Genomic DNA, 22865 nt, shown 5'->3' on the forward strand with positions numbered 1-22865 from the left:
CTCTCAGGGCGCGCCATTATAACTTCATATGCCGGCGTGGCGGAATGGCAGACGCGCTCGACTCAAAATCGAGTGGGAAACCGTGGAGGTTCGAGTCCTCTCGCCGGTATAGATAACGGGATGTAGCTCAGCTTGGTAGAGCACCTGGTTTGGGACCAGGGGGTCGCATGTTCAAATCGTGTCATCCCGATTTTTACATGCGGGTGTAGTTCAATGGTAGAACTTTAGCCTTCCAAGCTAATAGCGTGGGTTCGATTCCCATCACCCGCTTTATGGTAATACAAAAAGAGAGATGGTTCTTGCCATCTCTCTTTTTGTATTTTTTACGTGTCCATCTGCACCTGGTACTCATTCCACTGCTAACAAACCTAATCTCAATAGTACCATTATGATTACGGGAGTTTAGAGATATGAGATTATCAGATCTCCTCATTAACAACGATAGGATAGTGCACAGAAATATATTCAAAAAGTAGGTTTTAATTTTTATTTATTTAAAACGCTTACAAAAATATCTTGCCTAATCCTTCAGCCTGTAATACTATATCAATTAAGCGCTTAACCTTTAGGGGTAAAGTGCTTAAACTTAACGTAGATTAAGCGCTTAACCCGTAAAGGGAAGGGAGATGTCAATCCATGACAACAATTAGACTGACGATGGCTCAGGCACTGCTCCGATACCTGGATCAGCAATATATTTCGGTTGATGGGGTGGAAACGAAGTTTGTGAAGGGTGTCATTGGCATTTTTGGACATGGCAACGTAACGGGGATTGGAGAGGCACTGGAGCGTAGTTCAGGAAGTCTGACGTATATGCAGGGGAAAAATGAACAAGGCATGGTACATACGGCAGCGGCCTATGCCAAGCAGAAGAACCGTAGACAGATTTATGCCTGCACGACATCCATCGGCCCAGGTGCACTGAACATGATTACCGCAGCGGCAACTGCAACGGTCAATCGGATTCCTGTTTTATTGCTTCCGGGGGATAACTTTGCCACGCGTGAACCAGATCCTGTGCTGCAACAGCTGGAGGTCAGTGGCGATTATACCATTTCAGCTACTGATCCGTTCAAAGCAGTCAGCAAATACTGGGATCGTATCGTGCGTCCCGAACAGCTGATGATTGCCGCCACGCAGGCGATGCGCGTGCTGACGGACCCGGCGGAGACGGGCGCGGTAACGCTGGCGCTGCCGCAGGATGTGCAGGCAGAGGCGTACGATTACCCTGAATCGTTCTTCGCCCGCAAGGTGCATTACCTGGACCGTCGTCCTCCGGTCCAGGCGGCTATTGAACGGGCAGCACAGCAGATTGCCCGTGGCAGGAGGCCGCTGATCGTAGCAGGCGGCGGTGTGTTGTATGCCGAGGCGTCCGCGCAGCTGGCTGAATTCGCCGAGGCATATGGCATTCCGGTTGCCGAGACGCAGGCTGGCAAGAGTGCCTTGCCGTGGGACCACCCACTTAATGTGGGAGCCATCGGCGTAACCGGCTCGCTGGCTGCCAATAGGCTAGCTAGGGAAGCAGATGTGGTAATCGGCGTCGGTACACGTTTCTCGGATTTTACGACGGCGTCCCGGTCTGCTTTTCAACATCCTGATGCGGCTTTCATTAATATTAACCTGAACGGCATGGATGCCGCCAAACTGGGTGGGGAAGCGATTTTGGCTGATGCACGGGAAGGTCTGCAAGCGTTGCAAACGGCTTTACAGAAACAGCAATACCGCAGCGGTTACGGAACATCCGAGATCGCCGAACTGCGGGATGAATGGAACAGCGAAGTGGATCGGCTTTATGAACTGCAGCATGAGGCTGGGCTGGCCCAGACCACTGCGGTCGGTGTCATTAACCGGACCATTGACCCTTCTTCTGTCATCGTGTGTGCTGCGGGAAGTTTACCCGGAGATTTGCACCGTCTGTGGCGTGCATCTGCACCAAAAACATACCACATGGAGTATGGCTTCTCCTGTATGGGCTATGAGGTAAGCGGGGCATTCGGAGCAGCTCTTGCCGAGCCTGAGCGTGAAGTGTATGCCATGGTGGGTGACGGCAGTTACCTGATGCTGCATTCTGAACTGGTGACGAGCTTGCAGGAACAGAAGAAGATGACCATTTTGCTATTTAATAATAACGGATTCCAGTGTATTCACAATTTGCAGCGGGAGCACGGAAGTGACGGGTTCGGTAATGAGTTTCGCTATCGGGAATCGGAGAGCGGACGACTGACTGGGGATTACATGCCTATCGATTTTGCAGCTCATGCCCGCAGCCTTGGAGCCAAAGCCTATAAGGCAGAGACGACAGAACAATTGGAGCAGGCGTTAAGAGATGCACGGAATGAGACCGTAACTACATTGATTGAAATTTCGGTCGTACCCGGAACCAATGCAGGCGGATATGAGTCGTGGTGGAATGTGGGTGTGCCAGAAGTATCTACGGAAGAAAAAGTGGTTCATGCTCACCACACGATGCAGGCAAACCGTGTCAAGGCTAAACTCATTTAAGTGCGCATGCATGTGCATTAATCCAAGAATATCTTCTAGCCAGCATGATATAGATGGCAATGCTTCACTCGTATATCCGTTGTATGGATCAGGTTGCTTTTTCCTCTAAATATCTTGCACCCAGGAGTGGGTTAATTCGAAATTATCCAAAATGCATCGTTCAGCACTCTGCACTGAATGATGCAAATAAGTTAAACCACAAAAGGAGACGTGGAGCCATGAACAAGCTGCCATTTCAGCTCGGGATTCATCCGATCAACTGGGTCGGAGAGGATGTGAAGGAGCATGGTGATGCAACAACGTGTGAACAGATACTGGATGATATTCAGCGGCTCGGACTGATAGGAACGGAGATGGGACGCAAATATCCCACGGATCCAGTCATATTGCGGGAGGAGCTAGACAAGCGCAGTATACGCCTCGTATCCCAGTGGAAATCGGTATTGTTCTCCGACGCGGCATATCGTCAGTCTGAGCTGGACAGCTATCGCAGACACGCTGAGTTTCTGCAATCGATGGGCAGCACGGTGATTAGCACGGCGGAGGTAGGCGGCTCGCTGCATTTTGATCCAAGGCGGACACCACATGAAAAAGAAGTGCTGAGACTCAGTGAATCGGAATGGCACATCCTTGCTGAGGGGCTAAACAAAGCGGGGGCCATCGCCCGTGAGCACGGGTTGAAACTGACGTATCATCACCATGGAGGCACTGTTGTGGAGAAGCCAGAAGAGATCGATAAACTGATGGAGTTGACCGACCCATCTCTTGTTTATTTGCTCTATGACACAGGCCATGCCTACTACGGTGGAGCAGATCCCCTAACGCTCTTGCGCAAGCATTATGACCGGATTGCCTATATCCACCTGAAGGATATCCGTCATCAAGTGCTGGACGAAGCAAGGGAAGAACAGTCTGATTTTGTGGGTTGCATCCGTAAAGGGGTATTCACGGTTCCCGGAGATGGTTGTATTGATTTTGAGCCTATTCTGCAGGAATTGATCACCCGAGGGTACGATGGCTGGGCGATGCTTGAAGGGGAACAGGACCCTGCAATTCATAATCCATATGAGTATGCGCGGAGATCCTTGCAATATATGGAGTCCTTATATCAACACAGCTGATAAAGTCATGGCAATCGGGAGAGAGCCATACCATGAGGTAAACCGGATGATGAGTATGTAAGTTTGATGAATTTTCTAACAACATTACAGAGACAAAACTTTAAACTTTAAACTTCGCAATTCTAAATAAGCTATCCATATATACATGCAAAATCCCATCATAGAAAGGGGTTCAAATGCAATGACCTACGTATCCTTTCCTGGTTCCAGGAAGATGGATTTCACCGCGATTGGCCGTCTGTGCATCGACTTGAATGCCAACGAGATCAATCGCCCGATGGAAGAGACAATGACCTTTACAAAATATGTGGGCGGTTCTCCGGCCAATATTACGATTGGCATGTCCAGACTCGGCATGGAAACGGCGTTTATCGGCAAAATCGCAAATGACCAGATGGGCCGATTCATCCACAGCTATCTGGAGCGGAACGGGATTGATACGTCGAATGTGGTAACAGATGATACCGGGGCGGTGACAGGGCTTGCTTTTACCGAGATCAAAAGTCCAACCGACTGCAGCATTCTGATGTATCGCGACAATGTGGCTGATCTGCTATTGCAGTCGAGAGAAGTACAGGAACAGCTGATTGCCGACTCCAAAGTGCTGCTGATCTCAGGCACAGCCCTCGCCCAGAGCCCATCGCGTGAAGCAGTATTCCAGGCGCTGGCGTATGCGAAAAAGCATGGCACAGTCATTGTGTTTGATCTGGATTATCGTCCATACACATGGACATCAGCCGAAGAGACGGCGGTCTATTATAACCTCGCAGCCGAGAAATGCGATATCATCCTGGGTACACGTGAAGAGTTCGACATGATGGAGACGTTTGACCATAATCCAGACCATAGCGATCAGGTGACCGCGCAAAAATGGTTCGACTTTTCCGCTAAAATTGTGATCATCAAACATGGCAAGGAAGGCTCCATTGCTTATACAGGTGAAGGGCTATCTCATCAAACGGACAGCTACCCTGCGCGTGTGGTGAAAACGTTTGGTGCAGGTGATTCCTACGCGGCGGGCTTCCTGTATGGGTTGATGCAGGGGTGGACGATTGAACGCAGCATGGCGTTTGGCAGTGCGGCAGCAAGTATCGTGATCTCCAGCCATAGCTGCTCGGATGCGATGCCAACGGTGGAACAAGTGAATGACTATATTGAACGCTGCAATCGGGGCGAAATTACGGTGTCCTGAAGCGTGTTGAAGTACTTGGAGTACATGGAGTAATTTGAGGCAACGCACATATAAGCGAAGGGAGACAGGGCTATGGGAAAAGGGATTTCTGAAGCGTCAGCAACAGCGACAATGGTTCAAAACTGGATCGGGGGTGCCTGGGTGACCCCGGCGGCAACCCGTACGGAGCCGGTCGTAAATCCGGCTACGGAAGAGGTCATTGCACACGTACCGCTGTCTGAACAGGCGGACGTGGATTTGGCCGTCCAGACGGCACGGGAGGCGTTCCCGTCCTGGAGCGGTACACCGGTTCCCCGCCGTGCGCGGATTCTGTTCCGATACCAGCAGCTGCTGGTAGAGCACTGGGAAGAACTCGCTCGGCTGGTTACTCTGGAGAATGGTAAAAGCTACGCGGAAGCCTACGGCGAAGTACAGCGCGGCATTGAATGCGTCGAATTCGCGGCAGGAGCCCCGAACCTAATGATGGGCAAACAGTTGCCTGACATCGCCACCGGGCTGGAGTCGGGCATGTACCGGTACCCGATCGGTGTTATTGGGGGAATAACCCCCTTCAACTTCCCGATGATGGTACCGTGCTGGATGTTCCCGCTGGCGATTGCGTGCGGCAACACCTTTGTCCTGAAGCCATCCGAGCGTACACCGCTGCTGGCAGGCCGCCTGGCTGAGCTGTTCAAGGAAGCAGGGCTTCCCGACGGCGTGCTCAATATTGTTCACGGTGCTCATGACGTCGTGAACGGGCTGCTTGAACACAAGCATGTTCAAGCAATCTCTTTTGTCGGCTCACAGCCTGTCGCCGAATACGTCTACACCACCGCTTCCGCACATGGCAAACGGGTGCAGGCACTCGCCGGTGCCAAAAACCACTCGATCGTTATGCCAGACGCCGATCTCGACCTGACAGTGAAGGAAATCACCAGCGCAGCCTTCGGCTCCGCCGGAGAACGCTGTATGGCTTGCTCCGTTGTTGTCGCCGTGGGTGATGTTGCTGACACGCTGGTACAAAAGCTGGTGGAAGCGGCAGATCGCATCACGATTGGTAACGGTATGGATGAAGGGGTATTCCTGGGTCCTGTGATTCGTGGTCCACATAAGGAGCGTACACTCAGCTACATTGAATCCGGAGAACAGGAAGGTGCTGCTCTGATCCGGGATGGTCGTAAAGATGAGGCGACAGGCAAGTCCGGTTATTTTGTTGGTCCGACGGTATTCGATGAGGTGCAGAGCACCATGAAGATCTGGAAGGACGAGATATTTGCACCAGTGCTCTCGGTGGCGAGGGTAGCTACGCTGGAGGAAGCTGTGGAACTGGCGAACCGTTCCGACTTTGCCAACGGGGCGTGTCTGTTCACCCGCAGCGGAGCGAGCATGCGTCAATTCCGTGAAACCATTGATGCAGGCATGTTGGGTATTAACCTGGGCGTACCAGCGCCAATGGCATTTTTCCCTTTTTCCGGCTGGAAGAAATCGTTCTACGGTGATTTGCATGCCAATGGCACGGATGGCGTTGAATTTTATACTCGCAAAAAGATGGTCACTGCCCGCTGGTAGTCACTCAGGGCATAGGGCATACCCGGGCCAAGGGAAGAACGTTGAGTCCACATGGACACTTACAGGGAGGATAACGGAATGGGCAAGGATAAAGTGAGAATTGGCATCATCGGCGCTGGGCGCATTGGCAAAATTCATGCAGATAATCTCCTGCGCAACCCACATGCCGAGATTGTGGGTATCAGTGATTTGTTTGCAGGACCCGAACTGGAGGCGTGGGCTTCCAGCCGAAGCATTCCGGTGGTAACGACAGATAGCAGCCAGCTGATCGCCATGCCAAATGTAGATGCAGTGCTGATCTGTTCCTCAACAGATACGCATGTGCCACTGATTGAACAGGCAGCCCAGGCGGGTAAACATATTTTTTGCGAGAAGCCGGTTAGTATGGACCTTCATCAAACTCAGGCAGCTGTAGCAGCCGTGCAAAAGGCCGGGGTAAAGCTGCAAATTGGATTCAACCGTCGCTTCGACCATAACTTCAAACGGGTACGTTCACATGTGCAGGACGGAACAATTGGGGAACCGCATATTATCAAAATTACTTCTCGTGACCCGAGTCCGCCGCCAGCGGAGTACATTCGGGTGTCTGGCGGGATTTTCATGGATATGATGATCCATGATTTCGATATGGCCCGGTATCTGTCCGGGAGTGAAGTGGAGGAAGTCTATGCCCAGGGCAATGTGCTGATCAATCCTGTTTTTGCAGAATACGGTGATGTGGATACGGCCATTGTGACAATGAGTTTTGAAAATGGAGCAATTGGCGTTATTGATAACAGCCGCCAGGCGGTATATGGATATGATCAGCGTGTTGAGGTATTTGGCTCATTGGGCAGCGCCGCAGCTGCGAACGATCATCCGAATACGGCAGAAATTAGTACAGCGACCGGACTGATGCGCGACAAACCGCTGCACTTTTTTCTGGAACGATACAATGAAGCGTATGTACAGGAGACGGCTCTTTTCATCGACGCGATCCGGAACGATACACCTGTCACCGTGAACGGGAATGATGCAGTTCAGGCAGAACGTATCGCGCTCGCGGCGCGCATGTCCATGGAGCAAGGCAGACCTGTGAAGCTGCGGGAAGTCCCGGGAATGTCGGTGGAATCGCAGACGGTTGCTCCGTAGGAAGGACCATTTTCATAACAAGTGCATTTCATCTAATAGACAGCCATAAAAATTAAGGATAAATACCGGAAGGAGTGAAAGAAAGCATGTCAGAACGTGTAGTAAAACCTGTGTCGAATCCGAAAGCAGACGGAACGTTATTGACGGTCACACCAGAGTCTGCGGGCTGGCAATATGTTGGGTTTCAGGTCGTACAGCTTGCGGAAGGACAGACTCTAACTCGTGAGAGCGGGGATCAGGAACTCTGTATTGTGCTTCTCAGCGGCTTGGCGGATGTAAGTACTCGTGAATACACGTGGGAGAATATTGGCAAAAGAATGAGCGTCTTCGAGAAAATTCCTCCGTATTCGATTTACGTATCCAGTTCAGATCGAGTGGAGTTAACAGCTCGTACCGCATTGGAGATTGCGATATGTGCGGCACCAGGTAAAGGCACGTATCCAGCTCGTCTGATTGCTCCCGAAGATGTAGGTGTTGAGACACGTGGTTATGGCAACTTGGAACGACAGATTCACAACATTTTGCCTGAACAAAAAGAAGCAGACAGCCTGCTCGTCGTTGAGGTGTTCACGCCAGATGGACATTGGTCGAGCTATCCTCCGCATAAACATGATCGGGACGCCCTACCTGACGAATCCTTGCTGGAAGAGACGTATTATTTCCGAGTACAGCCAGAGCAGGGGTTTGCCATTCAACGTATCTACACAGATGATCGCGCTGTGGATGAGACGCTTGCAGTGAACAACGGGGAAGTTGTGCTTGTCCCGTGTGGATACCATCCGGTAGGTGCTCCTCCGGGATACGAGGTCTACTATCTGAATGTGATGGCAGGACCAACCCGGACCTGGAAGTTTCACAACGACCCAGACCATGATTGGCTTATGAGTAAAAAGTAATGCAGGTAGATGGCATACTCCTATATTTTATTCTTCAAGTGAGCCAGGTTATCCGATTCCATTATTCGTTATCCAGGAAGTGATCCAGGCTTGGTTCATAATTTGCTTCGGCTTCAAGTTGCGTATGCGGACTTCCCCCTGCATAATGAGAAGAAAACGATTACCTATATATAAAGAAATTTATATATAGCACAAATGGGGAAATAACAATGAAAGCAACCATATATGATATAGCACGCGAGGCGGGTGTATCCATTGCAACCGTCTCACAGGTTATTAACGGCAAAGGGAAAATTAGCGAGAAGCGGCGCACCGAGATTATGGAGATCATGGAGCGTCTTCACTATCAGCCGAGCGCGATCGCCGCGGCACTTACAGGTAAGCAGACATACACGCTCGGGCTGCTCGTGCCCGATATCTCCAATCCGTATTTTGCCGAGCTGGCCAGAGCGGTAGAGGATCGCAGTCGGCAGTTGGGTTATAGCGTCGTAATTTGCAGCACAGACAATAAGGACGAGCGGGTAGAGCGATATCTGAATCTGCTTCAGCAAAAAAGGGTCGACGGCATGATGATCGGAACGGGTATTGATAACGCCGAAATTCTGTCCCCGCTTCTGCAACAGTCCATACCTGTTGCTCTGATTGCCCGTCATATGCCGTCGTTATCGGTGCATACCGTTGCCATCGATGATAGGCTTGGCGGTGCTTTGGCAGCGCAGCATCTGCTTGAATTGGGTCACACTCACGTAGCGGTGCTGTCCGAACCGTTCAAAGTCAGCAGCAGTCAGGAACGCGTACGCGGATTTCGTGAAGTATTGGAGAAGGCGGGTCATTCTCTTGAAGCGGATCAGGTGAGAGAGTCTTCTGCCGATCTGGGTTCAGCCAAAAAAGAGGCGCTCGTGCTGCTCACGGAAAAGAATAGAGCCACAGGCATTTTCTGCTGCAACGACATGCAGGCGATTGGTGCGCTTCAGGCTGCCAAAGAGCTAGGTCTGCGTGTGCCTGAAGATGTATCAATCATCGGATTTGATAATACGATTCTGGCTTCAGTAACCAGTCCACCTCTGACGACGGTTGCCCAACCTATTGAGGATCTGGGGCATCGTGCCGTTGATTTATTAATTGATGAGCTAAAAGATGAAGGTAAATCACCACAGAAAATTGTCCTGAAGCCTGAATTGGTCGTTAGAGACTCGACAGGGAATGCATCAGATCAATGATGAGAACAACAGTGTCGTAATAGGAATTCCTTCGACTTTCAGGAAAAAACACTACAAAAAATAAGCATACAAATGACCATAAAACAAACATATGCTTCATAAAAAAACAAGCCGCTCACCTCTATGGGTGAACACGGCTTGTTTGAGTTAGATCTTGAACTTCTTCACTTCCTCATACAGCGCATTGGCATGCTGAGCCAGCTCATTGGAACGTTCCGAGATGCTTGTAATGTAATTGAACTGTTCCTGTGTAGAAGAAGCAACCTCTTCCGTGGAAGCTGCGCTCTGCTCCGACATGGCTGCAACACTGGATATCACTTCGGCAATCTTGCCAGAGCTGTCATCCAACTCGGTCGTAGCAGAGGATACCAGCTGAAGCTGGCTGTCGATGCCGTCAATGGATTGCTTGATACGGGTAAACGACTCGCGCATCTCATGAACAGCAGCTACCTGCTGCTCAATACCTTGTTCAGCCGAAGTAACTTCACTCACGCTTTGACGACTTGCCGCCTGAATCTCATCCAGCAGAACAATGATATCCTGTGCCGAGTCCGAAGACTGTTCGGCCAGTTTCCGTACTTCTTCGGCAACGACGGCAAATCCGCGTCCATGTTCACCCGCTCTGGCCGCTTCAATAGAAGCATTCAGGGCGAGCAGATTAGTCTGGGAAGCGATGCCTCGAATCATGCCGACAATGTCCTCGATTTTCTGCGACTTCTCCGCCAAAAGCGTGATCGACTCACCTACGCGATCAATGGAACTCCGATTGCCGTCCGCAAGTTCCACCTGATGATCCACAGCTTGCATTCCGGCAAGCATAGCTTCCCCTGCTTCTCGCATCATCGTCACCGATTGCTCCACACTGCGGTTAATGCCGCCAACACTATTACTCATCTCTGACAATCGACTTGAACCGTCATAGACCGATTCCGCCTGTTTGCTGGACCCTTGAGCGAGCTCATCTGTGGCGATGGAGATCTGCTCGGCAATGCGTTTGGTATTGTCCGTATGCTCTTCCATCTCACCCGAGATGCTTTGCACCCGGTTAGCAGAGGAGGTGACCTGCTCCAGCAGCAGACTGAGTTGAGCGGACATCTGATTGAATGCTGTACCTAACTCCGCAAACTCATCTTTACCTCTGATCTGTACCCGACCCGTAAAGTCACCATCCGACATCCGTTGGGAGGTTGCGCCCAAGGTTTTTAGCGGTTTGATGAATAGTGATGCAATCCAGTATGCTGCCGCCATAACTACGATTAGGGTAACAGCGATAATCAGAATGTAGGTGTTTCGTAATTCATAGTATTCGGAATAAGCTAATTTTTCGGAAATGACTGAGCCTACCACCCAGCCTGTGCTGGGGACTTGGTTAAAGTACAACAGATAATTTTCACCATTGTAGTTAAACTTCTTCTCCCCTGAGGTGGACGCCTGCATGTCGGCCAGCAGTGGTTTTAATTCCGCATTTTCAGAGGCCGAGGTACTTACCAGTTTATCGTCAGGGTGAGCCAGAAGCATCCCCGTTTTATCGATTAGAAATGTATATCCCAGCCCGTCCAGATTAATTTTTCCCACCGTATCCGTAAGGGTAGAGAGCAGTAAATCTCCTGCCACGACGCCTTGTAGCTGTCCGTCTTTATTCAGGACCGGCATCGTCATGGACACTGCGTATTGCTTCGACATCATATCCAGATAGGGATCCGAGAAAGCCAGTTGATCGGCCTGCTTCGCTTGTTGGTACCAGGGACGCTCACGTGGATCATACCCCGCATCAGGTGTCCAGTCCGAGCCATTCATAAAATGACCGTCTTGTTCTGAGCCATAGTAAAGATCCGACAGACTTTCTTTGTTACTGCCCAGCTTCATGATATCAAAATAATCTTCGTTCAGTTGTCCAGCCGGAATCGCTTCCTGAATTACAAACCCCAGTGTTTCCACAACTTTGGCATTGCTGCTGATCCATCCATCCAATTGGTTGGCCGCCGAGGACATTAATCCAGTTAATTTGGAATCGACATTGCGAGTGGCTTGTTTCTCTGTTTGGTATAAGCCTAGTGTTGCCAGTGGAATCGCTGTAATCAGTACAGCAGCCAGAAACATCATCATTAATTTCGGTTTAAGTTTCATCCAATCTCCCCCTTTGATGTCCCCTGCCAGTATAGGCAAAGCTAAAAGCTTATGTAGTATATCGACATTTTTTTCAAAATCATAATATAGATATTTATCAATTTAGTTAGAGATCTCATAAAATTTAAAATGACTGGTTATAAAGAGGTATTTTCTATATAAAATGCATGTATTTAATGGATTATTTTAATGGTGAAGAACAATATTTGGATGATGAGATGGTATACTTGAAATGCAATTGCTAATTTCCTGATATACCCAACAACGAGAGGGGATTTCAATGAAAAAAAGAAACATAACCATTCTTGGTGCAGTCATTGTCATTGTGATTGCAGCTATTGTGATACCGATGTACATGTCGAGGCAGCACACCAATTTTCGTGCAGAGGTCACGGATCATATGAGTATGCTGGATACACTGGATCGTCTGGTTATTAAGAAAATTGCAGCCAACAGCCCTTATGATGATGAGGGAGAAGTGACCATTAAAGATCCCAACGAGATTAGAGCGATGCTGAAACAAGTGAAGGATATAGAATTCAAACGAGTGCAGGAAAACGATATCTCCAAGGGCAGCCGTAGCCCATATTACTTTGAATGGCAGCTTCTGACTAAGAAAGAAGATCGATTTACAGAAGGCTTTGGAATTACGTTTTATAACGAACATGCTGTCTCTATCTATAGCGGATACAAAACGAGAGACAAGCTTGAAAATTATGAAATTACCAATGAATTTAATCTGAATGAAATGGAACGCCTCTTTACCAATTTGAAGGAGGGGAAGGAATGACAGAGTATCAATTGCGTCCCATTGAAGAGCAGGATATCCCTTTTCTGTGGGAGATGTTGTATGCATCGATGTTCAAGCGGGAGGGTGAAGAACCCTTTGATCCTGAGATCATCCATAGCCCCGGCATGTCCAAGTACGTTGAAGGCTGGGGGAGAGAGGGAGATTTCGGCTTTATCGCCGTGGATTCTCAGGGAAAACGTATGGGCTCGGTAACATTGCGATTTTTTACGGAGCAGAATGCGGGGTACGGTTATGTAAATGCGGCTACACCCGAGATGGGAATGGCTGTGATTGAAAATGCGCGTGGCAAAGGAATAGGTACCCGTCTTATACAGGCAGCATTAGAAGAGGCTCGGAAGCGGGGAATTGACGACGTTTCGCTCAGTGTTGACCCGGATAATGAAGCCATTCGGCTTTATCGGCGTTTCGGATTCGTTGAACAAGGCATGAGTGGCACATCTGTAACGATGGTATGTGCGATGAATCCCTAATCCTATCGCAGTGATGATGAACATATTTAATGTGAAGAGTTTGGACATTTTTCATCTTATGAACTATGTGCTCTTAGCTGAGATAATTTCAGGGAACCATATGTTGATAAGTAATAACTGGAAATCAAGCATAAGAAAGCCGCCCAGTCACGAGAGATCTGGACGGCTTTTAACGATGTTTAAAAACCAATCTTCAAGCTGCTGCCTTCTGTAGCTATTCCTTCCGAACGGTGGATGGGCAGCTTTTGTTCTGCGGAGAAGCCAAGCGTCTCGCCGCTATGCAGGGTTACATCATTTTCAACAACATAAGTCGCTGTCATGTACATCATTTCAAATACTTCACTTAACGGCTTTGCGGATTGAGTGATTTCCATCTCCTCTTTCCCAAAGTTGCGTAACCCATAAGTATAGGCCGATGCGCCTTCAGGGCTCTGAAATAATCCGATGAAAATCCAGAGGGAGACGGGCAGTTCATGCTCCTTAAGTCCACGACTGATTTTCACGTACTGACCTGCTTCCACCACAAGTGGTGCCATATATATAGCCAGCGCGTGATCAAGCTGAAGTAAGGCGTTCGCCGTCTGGGTGAACAGAATATGTGCTTGAATTGCGTCTGTTGCATTCAGAACAGAGACAATAATCTGGGATTGATGTCGTGAAGTGACTTGTACCGCTTCCCGCCACAACACATTTAATTTGGCATTTTCCTCTACTTCGCGGTCAGGAATAGGAGCGTTAATATGTGCGCACACCACTTGCATTCCATCCACTTCGAAAAAAAGGTTGCCTTCCTCCGGACGTTCATCAATCTCAATATGCCACTCGCTTTTCATGGTGCTAATGAAGTGATCGAAATTACATTCTTCGTGCTCGAGCAAAACAAATCCAACGATGGTTTCGCTATAGGGCGCAGTATCTACTGTTCCGCCTGCGGGCACATGTTCCTTTTTGCGACGCCGAAGCTTGTCAAACAGTCCCATGCAACGTTCTCCTTTCCAAGCCAATCACAGTGATCAGGCATAATCCGATGCCTATATATCCTAACCTTACCACATTGGAGCTTGTAATGAATCCCAGCATGGTATGGTCAGCAGAGGATCAGAGGAAAAGAACCAGAAGCATTGCAATAATCGCAGGCAGCCCTTGTTTGATGATGATGGATCGCGTAGCGGTCACGGCTCCGTATATGGCGGCGATGATGACACATGCCAGGAAGAAGATCTGGATGTGCTGTCCGACGGTTCCATCCGGATAAACGAGTCCCCAGATCAAGCCTGCGGCCAAAAATCCATTGTACAGCCCTTGATTGGCAGCCAAGGATTTGGTGGATTCCGCTAGTACAGGGGTAAGACCGAACGTTTTCATTGTGCGTGGACGAGTCCACAGAAACATCTCCATTACCATGATGTACAAATGTTCGATGGCTACAAGAGCAACAAAAATAATACTAATCAAACGAAACACCTTGCTTCCTATATGTCATTTGTTTACTAGTCTTACTCAGTATAAATGTTTGTAATCTGAACGGATAGTGAAAATTTAATTTTACACAAATTAATTGTGCTAAATAGTAATGAATCATTTTCTGGAATGGACGTAATCCTCAGGTGTGCTGCCGATAATGGATTTGAAATCTTTAATAAAGTGCGACTGATCATGATATCCAAGGTCCTGAGACAGCTTAACCAGATCACAATCCACACCCCGCTCCATCAGCTCGGCAGCATTTTGCAGGCGGTAGAGCTTGATCACCATTTTGGGGCTAATACCTACATACTGATTGAACAGGCGCTGGAGCTTTCTTGTGTGCATATTCCAGGAGGCAGATAAATCATCGACTCTCAACATATCCCGTTGTTGCTCAATCTGCAGTACAATCTGGCTGACCAGCACGGCTTGATCATCAGGAGGAGGGAGGTGTTTACAGAGAAGCTGATCCATATAACTGACTTTGTCCGCATCACTTCCGTCCCCGAGAAGACATTGTTCGAGCTCTGGAGCATCCACATCAAGCACACCAGAGACATCAAGGGGGGTTCCATACAGTGTGGAAACGGGAGTGCGAATGAATGGATAGAAGCCGCCCGGTTTAAACTTCACCCCAAACACACTTCCTTTTCCACGGACGAGATAAGAGAATTTCTGACCAGATGGACCGAAGAAAAAGGTGTTTCCCCGCTCTACCACTAGATTGACACAGGGATTTGGAACCACATGCTGAGGGTAAGGATCATGCCCGGTAAGATCCCAGGAGACGATCCAGAAATGTTTAACCAATGAACTCAGCGCTTCAGAAGTCGCGTAGCGTGTCAGTCGATAACTTTTGTCACCTTCATCCAGGTTCAGAAGACCCATGCTGGGTCTGGCAATATGATCCGCACGTTTCATTAGGTCAATTCCTCCAGGTATCTCATTAATTCTGCTTCGTCGCGAACAATGCACAATTTATATTGGTGAGGCTGCAAAAACGTCATGATTAGCGCTTTTTCCTTGCGGTCATGCTGATAGCTCCATTTATACATCCGCCAAAGCATGGTGAAAGTCTGTCTGTAATTTCCTTGTTCCAGTCCAAGCTTCTGTACTGTGAAACGTTTGAGAATGCGTACATTCCTTTTCCACACCGGTGTATTCAAATAGACGATAAGATCAGCCTGCTCGAAGCTTCTTGCTACCCATTTATAGTGTACTCCTTCGATAATCCACTGATTGGAATGAACGGCTTTTCGCAAGAGGGTGTCCCGTGTCTCCGGGCTATTGCGAATATCCTGTCCTTGAGGTACACGGTGCCACACCATATTATCAAGCTCATGATAAGGAAGGTCTAGACTTGCGGATAAATGGCGAGCCAGTGTAGATTTACCACTGCCGACTGAGCCGATAATATGTATTTTGTTTGGCCTGAGTTTGATCATGGATTTATCTCCGATCATTCCTTAACCAGTCTCCTTTGTTATTTACCTTTGCTCCCTGAACAGCAGTGCCCGAACAGCGAAACGTGGCAAAATGAGTTGTCTGCGCCATCTGGAAGGCTGGCTGAGCAGTCGATAAAGCCATTCCAAGTTAAGCTTCTGCCATATTGCAGGTGCACGTTTGGTTTTGCCGGCGAGGATATCCAGGCTTCCCCCAACTCCGATGGCTACACGAGCATTTAATTGATGGCGATATTTGTTGATCCAGTGTTCAGCATTGGGCGCTCCTAGGGCCACGATAAGAAAATCAGGTTGTGCCTCGTGAATCTCTTTTACAATGCTTTTCTCCTCGTCCGTTGTGAAAAATCCATGCTGCCTACCACGAACAACGACTCCTGGATAGTTTTGCGCTATAACCTCCACAGCCCGCTTACTGACACTTTCATCTGCCCCGAGCATATAAAAGGACCAATTCTTCTGGCTTCCTTCTTCCAACAAACGAAAAAGCAGGTCACAACCTGTTACCCGTTCGGCCAATTGTCCGCCCCGAAAGCGGGATACCATCACAATACCTGCACCGTCAGCGGTCACAATGCCTGCCTGATCCACGACAGAACGAAGTGCCTGATCCTTCTGACAAGACATGACGATTTCCGGATTTCCTGTAATGACATGGAACAGTTTGGATGGTCTCTGATCGACTACATCACCAAGAATCGTAACCGTCTGATCCATAGTTATATTGGGAAAAGGAATTCCCATAATATTTGTTGTTTGGTTCATATCTCCGTTCCTTTCAGGATGCTAACTATCCGTTCGTAACTTGTATACATTTCCTGCTATTTCATTCCAGTTTAGTATATCTGATCTCCTAACAAAGCACTATATTTGTTAGATTTCAGGATAGGGAAATCGGACAAGAAAAACTTCCCTGGTCTCTCCGTGTGGTTGCTGTATATAAATTGAACGGTGTGAAGGTCCAATTTCGTTTTCTTTATCTTTTATTTTTGCTGTTGTCGCGTTTTTACAATACATGGTTTGGGGTATAACGTAGGATAGTGTTGCAAGCAAATGTCATTTGTATCTTCAATAATTAACACATAAAGGGAGTGAGTTCATGGATTTGAAATATGAGTTCTATATTAATGCCGGACAGGAAGATGTGTGGAATGCTCTGATCTCGCCGGACGGTACACGGAGCAGCTTTTTTGGCAGTGAACTTCGTTCCAATTTTCAACCGGGTCAGCCATTTGCCTATGTAGGGCCTGGAAATGACGGTGCAGAGACGGTGCATGTGTACGGGGATATTCTGGAGTTCGAACCTTTATCCGTACTAAGCTACCTTGAACATCCCGGACCTTCCTACCACGCCAATCACGCCGAGCTTCAATCCAGAGTAGTGTTCCGACTGGAAACGGTAGGGGAATGTACGAAGTTAACATTGATCAATGATCAATTTACGGACAACCATCCATCCTTTGCGAACGCACAGAGTAGCTGGTGGATGATATTGAGCAGTATTAAGACATGGGTAGAGACGGGTAAAACGCTGAATTTTGGCTGGTAAGGGTTAGGCTTCGGGTACATTACAATTGGGTATGGCACTCTGGAACCAAAAAATCCACCGAGACGCATTTCTGCTCTCGGTGGATTTTTGTATTTAGAACTATACAAGTATTTGTATCCGTTGAATTATACTTGTTGAACTTTGATCAAGTTGGTGTTACCGGATTGACCAATCGGTACACCAGCGGACAATACAATGATGTCCCCTTTTTCGATATAACCGGTTTTGATGGCATTACGTGTAGCGGACTCGAACATTTCATCGGTTGTTGTTACCTTGTCGCCCATAACCGGAATGACACCGGAAAGCAGACAGATTTTCGCCAGTACTTCTTGATGCTGTGTTACCGCGATGATCGGTGCTTTTGGACGATATTTGGAGATCATACGAGCGGTAAATCCACTCTCGGTAGAAGTGATGATCGCTTTGGCATTCAGGACGAGGGAAGAGCTAACCGCTCCCTGACTGATGACTTCGGTAATATCAGCTACTTGTTGAGCAGACTTCTGGTTGAATTGTTCTTTATAATCAATCATCGTTTCAGCACGGCGGGCAACTGCAGCCATCGTGCGTACGGATTGTACCGGATATTTACCGGCTGCGGATTCACCGGACAACATAACAACGTCAGCACCTTGAAGGACAGCGTTAGCTACGTCACTAACTTCGGACCGGGTTGGACGCGGATTCACTTGCATGGATTCCAGCATGTGTGTTGCTACGATTACCGGTTTACCCGCACGGTTACATTTATCAATCATTTCTTTTTGCATCATCGGTACGTCTTCGATCGGTACTTCAACCCCGAGATCTCCACGAGCTACCATGATACCGTCAGATGCTTCAATGATATCGTCCAGGTTGGTCATACCTTCCTGGTTTTCGATTTTGGAGATGATTTGTACGTGTTCTACACCGCGTTCTTTCAGAATGCTGCGGATTTCACGAATGTCATCGCCTTTACGAACAAAGGAAGCTGCGATAATTTCGATATCGTTTTCGATCCCGAATCCGATGTGCATAACGTCACGTTCTGTTACACCTGGCAAAGTAGTTTTAATTCCTGGCAAGTTAACCCCTTTGCGTGGTTTCAGAATGCCACCGCTGATGATTTTACAGTGAATATCCGAACCTTCCACGGACAGTACAGTCAGATCCACCAAACCATCATCGATGAGAATGCGATCTCCAGGTTTTACAACGAGGTTCAATTCCGGATAGTTTACCGAGATACGCTCAGCGTCACCAAGAATTTCTTCGGTAGTGAGGATAAGCTCTTTACCTGCTTGAAGATGACAGGATGCTTCTTTCAATTTGCCAATACGAACTTCCGGTCCTTTGATATCCATCATGATCGGTACGTACGTATTCAATTCAGAAGCCGCCTTGCGGATATTATTAATCCGTGTAACGTGATCTTCCAGCTCACCGTGAGCCATGTTCAGACGGGCAACAGTCATCCCTTCCTGAATCATTACTTTTAACAATTCGATTGAGTCACAAGCAGGTCCCATAGTACAAATAATTTTTGTTTTCAACATGCTATTTTCCTCCTCATATGTTTGCTTATATGTGTATTGTAGCGTTTTCTGTCGAATCAGGGTATGAACTATAGTACAATGATTAGAATATAGTCCAATAATGAGGTGTGTTATGGTCACTCCATTAGAAGTACGACACATTAATGGTGTCGGTTGGTACGAAGAAGCGGTGCAGTCACAGGCGACTTGGCGCTTAAGCTTGGTTACTTATGGAAAATGTGTATATTGGGTGAACGGAGAAAAGCAGATCATGGAGAAGGGAGAGCTATTGCTCATTCCCGCTGGCATTCCGTATTACGGCAAAAGCATTCCAACCGTAACCCATACGCAAATTGTTGTTCAATTACAGGGGGATCATGCACAAGGTTTGCCCGCGCTGGAACGGAGTGAGGCCTTGCGACATAAGCCCGGATGTTATGAACTGATTCATGAACGCATGAAAGCCATCCAACAACAATGGCAGGAGCGTCCTTCTTATTATGTCATGATGAGCCAAGCCTTATTGATGGAAGTGCTTATTTATATAAACAGGGAACTGGACCGCGGGGTTATTCCACCGGAGAGGCATGTTCATGCGGAGCGGATGAAGCGGTACATTGAGCGGCATTACCGGGAGAAAGTTACGAAAGAAGAGCTGGGGGACGAGATTGGTAAAACCCCCAATTACGCAGCCGCTTTATTTAAAAGCATGACGAATCAGACGATCAGCCAATATGTTCATGATCAACGGATGAAAAGAGCCGTATATTTGCTTACCGAATCACAGCTTTCCATTCAGGAAATTGCAGAATTTCTCGGTTACCGTGATCTGTCTTATTTTTACCGGATATTCAAGCGTTTAATGGGAAGCTCTCCATCTGATTTACTCCATGAACGGCCACCCATCATATGAAAGACAGGTCGCCAGGGTCGCTTCTTGAAAAGTTCTTTCATTATAAGCATCAACATAATTCACGCAAAAAAAAGAGGGCCTCGGCCCTCCTTTTGGTTTCATGACAGTTGAATGACTCCTGCCTTTGCAATATAAATCGTATATTAAGCGTTGCTGCTTGTATTTGTAGCCGTGAGTGGCTGCTTTGTTTTTTTGCTTGCCAAACCTGTGCGAACCGCAAATACATGGACAGCCCAGTACGCTGCTTCCGCAAAGAGAATTCCACCTGCAACATCCAGCAGTGAATGCTGTTTCACAAATACCGTCGAAGCAATAATTAGCCACAACCATACCGACCAGGAGATCCGCGCCAGTGGTTTGAAGTTCAAGTGACGATTAATGATAATGAAGAGCAGATAACTTGTGAGACAGTGGATGCTCGGAAAACAGTTGAATGGAGCATCATTGGTATAGATAAATTGTACAAGTGCACTGCTCAGACCTGTTCCGATAACTTCCGGTCGTGGTACGTAAGTAGGGAAGACCGCAAAAACGACGTTGGCTGCGATCACTCCTACGTTATAGGTTATTAGCACACGCCAGAATAGCGATTTGTTCGTCAGACCCAAATAGAGAAATCCAAGATACAGAATCGGCATCCAACTGACATAGGGATAAATAAATTCTTTGATAAAAGGAATCTGTGTATCAATCCAGGCATAGTTGTAGAAGACATCACTTCCGGTGTTGCTGCCCAACAAAACATAAATGGAGCCTTGAAGCGGTATACATAAAATTGCCAGCAAATGTCCCCAGCGCATAAATAAAGCCTTCATACGTATCCCCCTGATTTCGTTCTTCTTTTCGCAGCGTGCATCTTACGCTCCATATATATGACGTTGCAAATGTGACGTACCCCTGCAACGATTCATTCCATTACTACTATAATGGACAGATTAGTACTTGAGCCATACCTGATTGTAAGGTAAAAGCTGTAAGAGGAATTCTCTTTTTTGTTACTTTTATAGTTTTATCCAGAAAAGGATACCCGATTATACAATAGATATGATACAACTAACTTGCGCTATGAGTTCATATGACAACCAATAAATACGAAACGAGGCGGGTACAATCTATGAAAAACTCGCAATCCAGGCAAAACAAATCCTTTTCCGTGCGTAGACCTGTGCTGACGGTAGTGATCATTGAACTGCTCCTTTTACTGGCGGTTTTCACAGCAGGAGCGATTGCAACCGTGAAGCAGCTGGACTACACTTCACCAGTACTGATGTCGTTTACTCCCATTGCTCTCGTGCTTATTATTTATCTCACCCTGCGACGCAAGTGGGGGGAAACCGGATTTCGCTCCTTAAGAACTATCCCGGTAAGTCATGCAAAGTATTATATTCCGCTACTCCTTGTACTGGGTACACTTGCGTTGAAAGGATTTACGGAATTAACCCTGTCGAAGGTGCTCTTTTTTATCTTTTTCACCTTACTTGTCGCCTTCGTGGAGGAAACCATTTATCGTGGACTTATTTTCAAAACATTACTTCGTAAGAGTGCAGTTGCGGCAGTCGTTACTTCAAGTGTTTTATTTTCCATCACTCATATCATGAATGCATTATCCGGCCAGAGTATGGCAGATACCGTTCTGCAACTGATCTATGCATTACTGCTTGGAGCAGCGCTCGCACTGTTAATGTTGAAAAACGGTAATATCGTACCGCTTATCCTGTTTCATTTCATACATAATTTGATTCAATTTCTAGGCAATGACCGGCAAGATAGCGGAACACTTTCCTATGATCTCTTCATATTGGTTGTGTTGGTTGCTTATTGCGTATGGTTAACATTTAGCGTTCGAACGAAGTCCTCTTCTTCAGAGCGTAATATATCGGGGAGTTCGGTGGTTCATTAAAAAGGGCCTGGCATCATCTGCTGCATAATTCTGAGTACCGCCAGCCCTGGGATCCATGGTATACTTCAGTCTGGCGGTATGACAGGCTTGTTCATAATCCGAAGCCCGTCCCCGTACAATGGATAAATAAATAGGTGATATTGTGGAAAAGACAGCACAGGCAGTGGCCGAATGGATGGTGCAGGAGATTAAGTTTACCGGTACGCTTCATCAGGAAGCTGCAATTCAATATGTAAAGTCCAATTTTGGAGAAGAATTTGTATTTGTGAATGAGAATGGAAATGCTTCTTTATCAAAAGAAGTGAAGAAAGCGTTCCGCAAGCTACATGGTGGGCAGATTGCATGGGATCGTGATGCCTTTATGTGGGCCTGGACCTAATGTGTTATCCTGTGATTCGTTCATGTTTCATGGCTGTATTGGATATGCATGTCAAAATATTTTAAGAAAATGTATAAGTTGGTTCGGATCTGCATATCCTTTCATAAGACCGCAATGAGCGTAGAGCAAGCGACAAACCCTGCTCCAGCGCGTGCGAATAACATGTATTTCCAAAGCTGTTTGAAAAGAAAATACAAAGATTTGCTTTTTGGTGGAAACGGAGTTATAATAAAAACAAGTTGTAGAGAGTGGAAAACCTAATTCACATATTGTAAAGGGCGATCACTTATAGGTTATGACTGGTACCTTTTTCAATGTGTGAATTTTTATTTGCTTGCTGCAAAGAACAAAGGAACATGTTAATCTTTATTTGGAGGTGTAATTCACATGCAAAACGGAACAGTAAAATGGTTCAACGCTGATAAAGGCTTCGGTTTCATCGAAGTTGAAGGCGGAGAAGATGTATTCGTACACTTCAGCGCTATTACAGGCGAAGGCTTCAAAACGCTGGACGAAGGTCAACGCGTGCAATTTAAAATTGTACAAGGAAACCGTGGTCCTCAAGCAGAAGAAGTTGTAAAACTGTAATTAAAGCATAGCTGCCTTTAACATGTTATAATGGTAAAGGCAGCTTCTTTTTTATGAGCAGTTATGTAGTT

At 47.3% G+C, this 22865-nt stretch carries 22 protein-coding genes and 3 tRNA genes; 17 read left to right on the plus strand and 8 right to left on the minus strand.

Annotation, left to right across the window (positions count from 1 at the left end; translation table 11 throughout):
- The first annotated feature begins 30 nt into the window (after window positions 1–30).
- From P364_RS0130255 to P364_RS0130300, 10 genes are all read left to right on the plus strand, one after another.
- Window positions 31–109, plus strand: a tRNA-Leu gene (locus tag P364_RS0130255).
- A gap of 7 nt (window positions 110–116) precedes the next feature.
- A tRNA-Pro gene (locus P364_RS0130260) sits at window positions 117–190 on the plus strand.
- Window positions 191–199: 9 nt separating this feature from the next.
- Window positions 200–270 (plus strand) — tRNA-Gly (locus P364_RS0130265).
- A 366-nt stretch (window positions 271–636) separates the two neighbouring features.
- Window positions 637–2502, plus strand: coding sequence for a 3D-(3,5/4)-trihydroxycyclohexane-1,2-dione acylhydrolase (decyclizing) (gene iolD / locus P364_RS0130270; protein ID WP_024633751.1), 1866 nt, complete (start codon window positions 637–639; stop codon window positions 2500–2502).
- 218 nt (window positions 2503–2720) lie between these two features.
- Complete coding sequence (gene iolE, locus P364_RS0130275) at window positions 2721–3623, plus strand: myo-inosose-2 dehydratase (protein WP_024633752.1); 903 nt, start codon at window positions 2721–2723, stop codon at window positions 3621–3623.
- 181 nt (window positions 3624–3804) lie between these two features.
- Window positions 3805–4815, plus strand: coding sequence for a 5-dehydro-2-deoxygluconokinase (iolC, locus tag P364_RS0130280; protein WP_024633753.1), 1011 nt, complete (start codon window positions 3805–3807; stop codon window positions 4813–4815).
- 72 nt (window positions 4816–4887) lie between these two features.
- Window positions 4888–6363, plus strand: coding sequence for a CoA-acylating methylmalonate-semialdehyde dehydrogenase (locus P364_RS0130285; RefSeq protein ID WP_024633754.1), 1476 nt, complete (start codon window positions 4888–4890; stop codon window positions 6361–6363).
- A gap of 78 nt (window positions 6364–6441) precedes the next feature.
- On the plus strand, window positions 6442–7494 hold the full coding sequence (iolG, locus tag P364_RS0130290; RefSeq protein WP_024633755.1) for an inositol 2-dehydrogenase: 1053 nt from the start codon (window positions 6442–6444) through the stop codon (window positions 7492–7494).
- 86 nt (window positions 7495–7580) lie between these two features.
- Complete coding sequence (iolB, locus tag P364_RS0130295; RefSeq protein WP_024633756.1) at window positions 7581–8390, plus strand: 5-deoxy-glucuronate isomerase; 810 nt, start codon at window positions 7581–7583, stop codon at window positions 8388–8390.
- Window positions 8391–8599: 209 nt separating this feature from the next.
- The gene (locus P364_RS0130300) at window positions 8600–9610 is read left to right on the plus strand and encodes a LacI family DNA-binding transcriptional regulator (protein ID WP_024633757.1); all 1011 of its coding nucleotides are present in this window, start codon (window positions 8600–8602) and stop codon (window positions 9608–9610) included.
- A gap of 147 nt (window positions 9611–9757) precedes the next feature.
- On the opposite strand, the gene P364_RS0130305 is transcribed toward P364_RS0130300, so the two are convergent.
- Entirely contained in the window at window positions 9758–11737 is a 1980-nt protein-coding gene (locus tag P364_RS0130305) for a methyl-accepting chemotaxis protein (RefSeq protein WP_024633758.1), read from the minus strand.
- 280 nt (window positions 11738–12017) lie between these two features.
- Here P364_RS0130305 and P364_RS0130310 point away from each other — a divergent pair, with 280 nt between their 5' ends.
- Window positions 12018–12527: a hypothetical protein gene (locus P364_RS0130310; RefSeq protein ID WP_024633759.1), complete on the plus strand. Its 510-nt coding sequence runs from the start codon at window positions 12018–12020 to the stop codon at window positions 12525–12527.
- On the plus strand, window positions 12524–13018 hold the full coding sequence (locus P364_RS0130315) for a GNAT family N-acetyltransferase (protein ID WP_024633760.1): 495 nt from the start codon (window positions 12524–12526) through the stop codon (window positions 13016–13018). Before P364_RS0130310 ends, P364_RS0130315 begins: the two co-directional genes overlap by 4 nt.
- A gap of 179 nt (window positions 13019–13197) precedes the next feature.
- On the opposite strand, the gene P364_RS0130320 is transcribed toward P364_RS0130315, so the two are convergent.
- The 5 genes from P364_RS0130320 to P364_RS0130340 form a co-directional block, all read right to left on the minus strand.
- Window positions 13198–13998 carry a DUF4261 domain-containing protein gene (locus P364_RS0130320; protein WP_024633761.1) on the minus strand — a complete coding sequence of 267 codons (801 nt, stop codon included), beginning with the start codon at window positions 13996–13998 and terminating at the stop codon, window positions 13198–13200.
- Window positions 13999–14116: 118 nt separating this feature from the next.
- Window positions 14117–14473, minus strand: a complete 357-nt coding sequence (locus tag P364_RS0130325; RefSeq protein ID WP_029881417.1) for a DUF1304 domain-containing protein — start codon at window positions 14471–14473, stop codon at window positions 14117–14119.
- Between the two features lie 123 nt (window positions 14474–14596).
- Window positions 14597–15406 (minus strand): helix-turn-helix domain-containing protein, encoded by an 810-nt coding sequence (locus tag P364_RS0130330; protein ID WP_024633763.1) that lies wholly within the window; start codon window positions 15404–15406, stop codon window positions 14597–14599.
- On the minus strand, window positions 15406–15948 hold the full coding sequence (locus P364_RS0130335; RefSeq protein ID WP_236642118.1) for an AAA family ATPase: 543 nt from the start codon (window positions 15946–15948) through the stop codon (window positions 15406–15408). Before P364_RS0130335 ends, P364_RS0130330 begins: the two co-directional genes overlap by 1 nt.
- A gap of 24 nt (window positions 15949–15972) precedes the next feature.
- Window positions 15973–16710, minus strand: a complete 738-nt coding sequence (locus P364_RS0130340) for a WecB/TagA/CpsF family glycosyltransferase (protein WP_024633765.1) — start codon at window positions 16708–16710, stop codon at window positions 15973–15975.
- Window positions 16711–17044: 334 nt separating this feature from the next.
- Here P364_RS0130340 and P364_RS0130345 point away from each other — a divergent pair, with 334 nt between their 5' ends.
- A complete protein-coding gene (locus tag P364_RS0130345; protein ID WP_024633766.1) occupies window positions 17045–17494 on the plus strand; it encodes an SRPBCC family protein in 450 nt (149 codons plus the stop codon).
- A gap of 125 nt (window positions 17495–17619) precedes the next feature.
- On the opposite strand, the gene pyk is transcribed toward P364_RS0130345, so the two are convergent.
- The gene (pyk, locus tag P364_RS0130350) at window positions 17620–19035 is read right to left on the minus strand and encodes a pyruvate kinase (RefSeq protein WP_024633767.1); all 1416 of its coding nucleotides are present in this window, start codon (window positions 19033–19035) and stop codon (window positions 17620–17622) included.
- A gap of 112 nt (window positions 19036–19147) precedes the next feature.
- Here pyk and P364_RS0130355 point away from each other — a divergent pair, with 112 nt between their 5' ends.
- Window positions 19148–19927, plus strand: a complete 780-nt coding sequence (locus P364_RS0130355; protein ID WP_024633768.1) for an AraC family transcriptional regulator — start codon at window positions 19148–19150, stop codon at window positions 19925–19927.
- A 143-nt stretch (window positions 19928–20070) separates the two neighbouring features.
- Here P364_RS0130355 and P364_RS35745 read toward each other — a convergent pair whose 3' ends face one another.
- The gene (locus tag P364_RS35745) at window positions 20071–20742 is read right to left on the minus strand and encodes a phosphatase PAP2 family protein (RefSeq protein WP_024633769.1); all 672 of its coding nucleotides are present in this window, start codon (window positions 20740–20742) and stop codon (window positions 20071–20073) included.
- Window positions 20743–21041: 299 nt separating this feature from the next.
- Here P364_RS35745 and P364_RS0130365 point away from each other — a divergent pair, with 299 nt between their 5' ends.
- From P364_RS0130365 to P364_RS0130375, 3 genes are all read left to right on the plus strand, one after another.
- On the plus strand, window positions 21042–21827 hold the full coding sequence (locus P364_RS0130365) for a CPBP family intramembrane glutamic endopeptidase (protein ID WP_024633770.1): 786 nt from the start codon (window positions 21042–21044) through the stop codon (window positions 21825–21827).
- Window positions 21828–21969: 142 nt separating this feature from the next.
- Window positions 21970–22206, plus strand: coding sequence for a DUF6953 family protein (locus tag P364_RS0130370; RefSeq protein ID WP_024633771.1), 237 nt, complete (start codon window positions 21970–21972; stop codon window positions 22204–22206).
- A gap of 387 nt (window positions 22207–22593) precedes the next feature.
- On the plus strand, window positions 22594–22794 hold the full coding sequence (locus tag P364_RS0130375) for a cold-shock protein (RefSeq protein WP_024633772.1): 201 nt from the start codon (window positions 22594–22596) through the stop codon (window positions 22792–22794).
- Window positions 22795–22865: the final 71 nt, after the last annotated feature.

The sequence above is a fragment of the Paenibacillus sp. MAEPY2 genome (genome assembly GCF_000499205.1).
Classification (GTDB): domain Bacteria; phylum Bacillota; class Bacilli; order Paenibacillales; family Paenibacillaceae; genus Paenibacillus; species Paenibacillus vandeheii.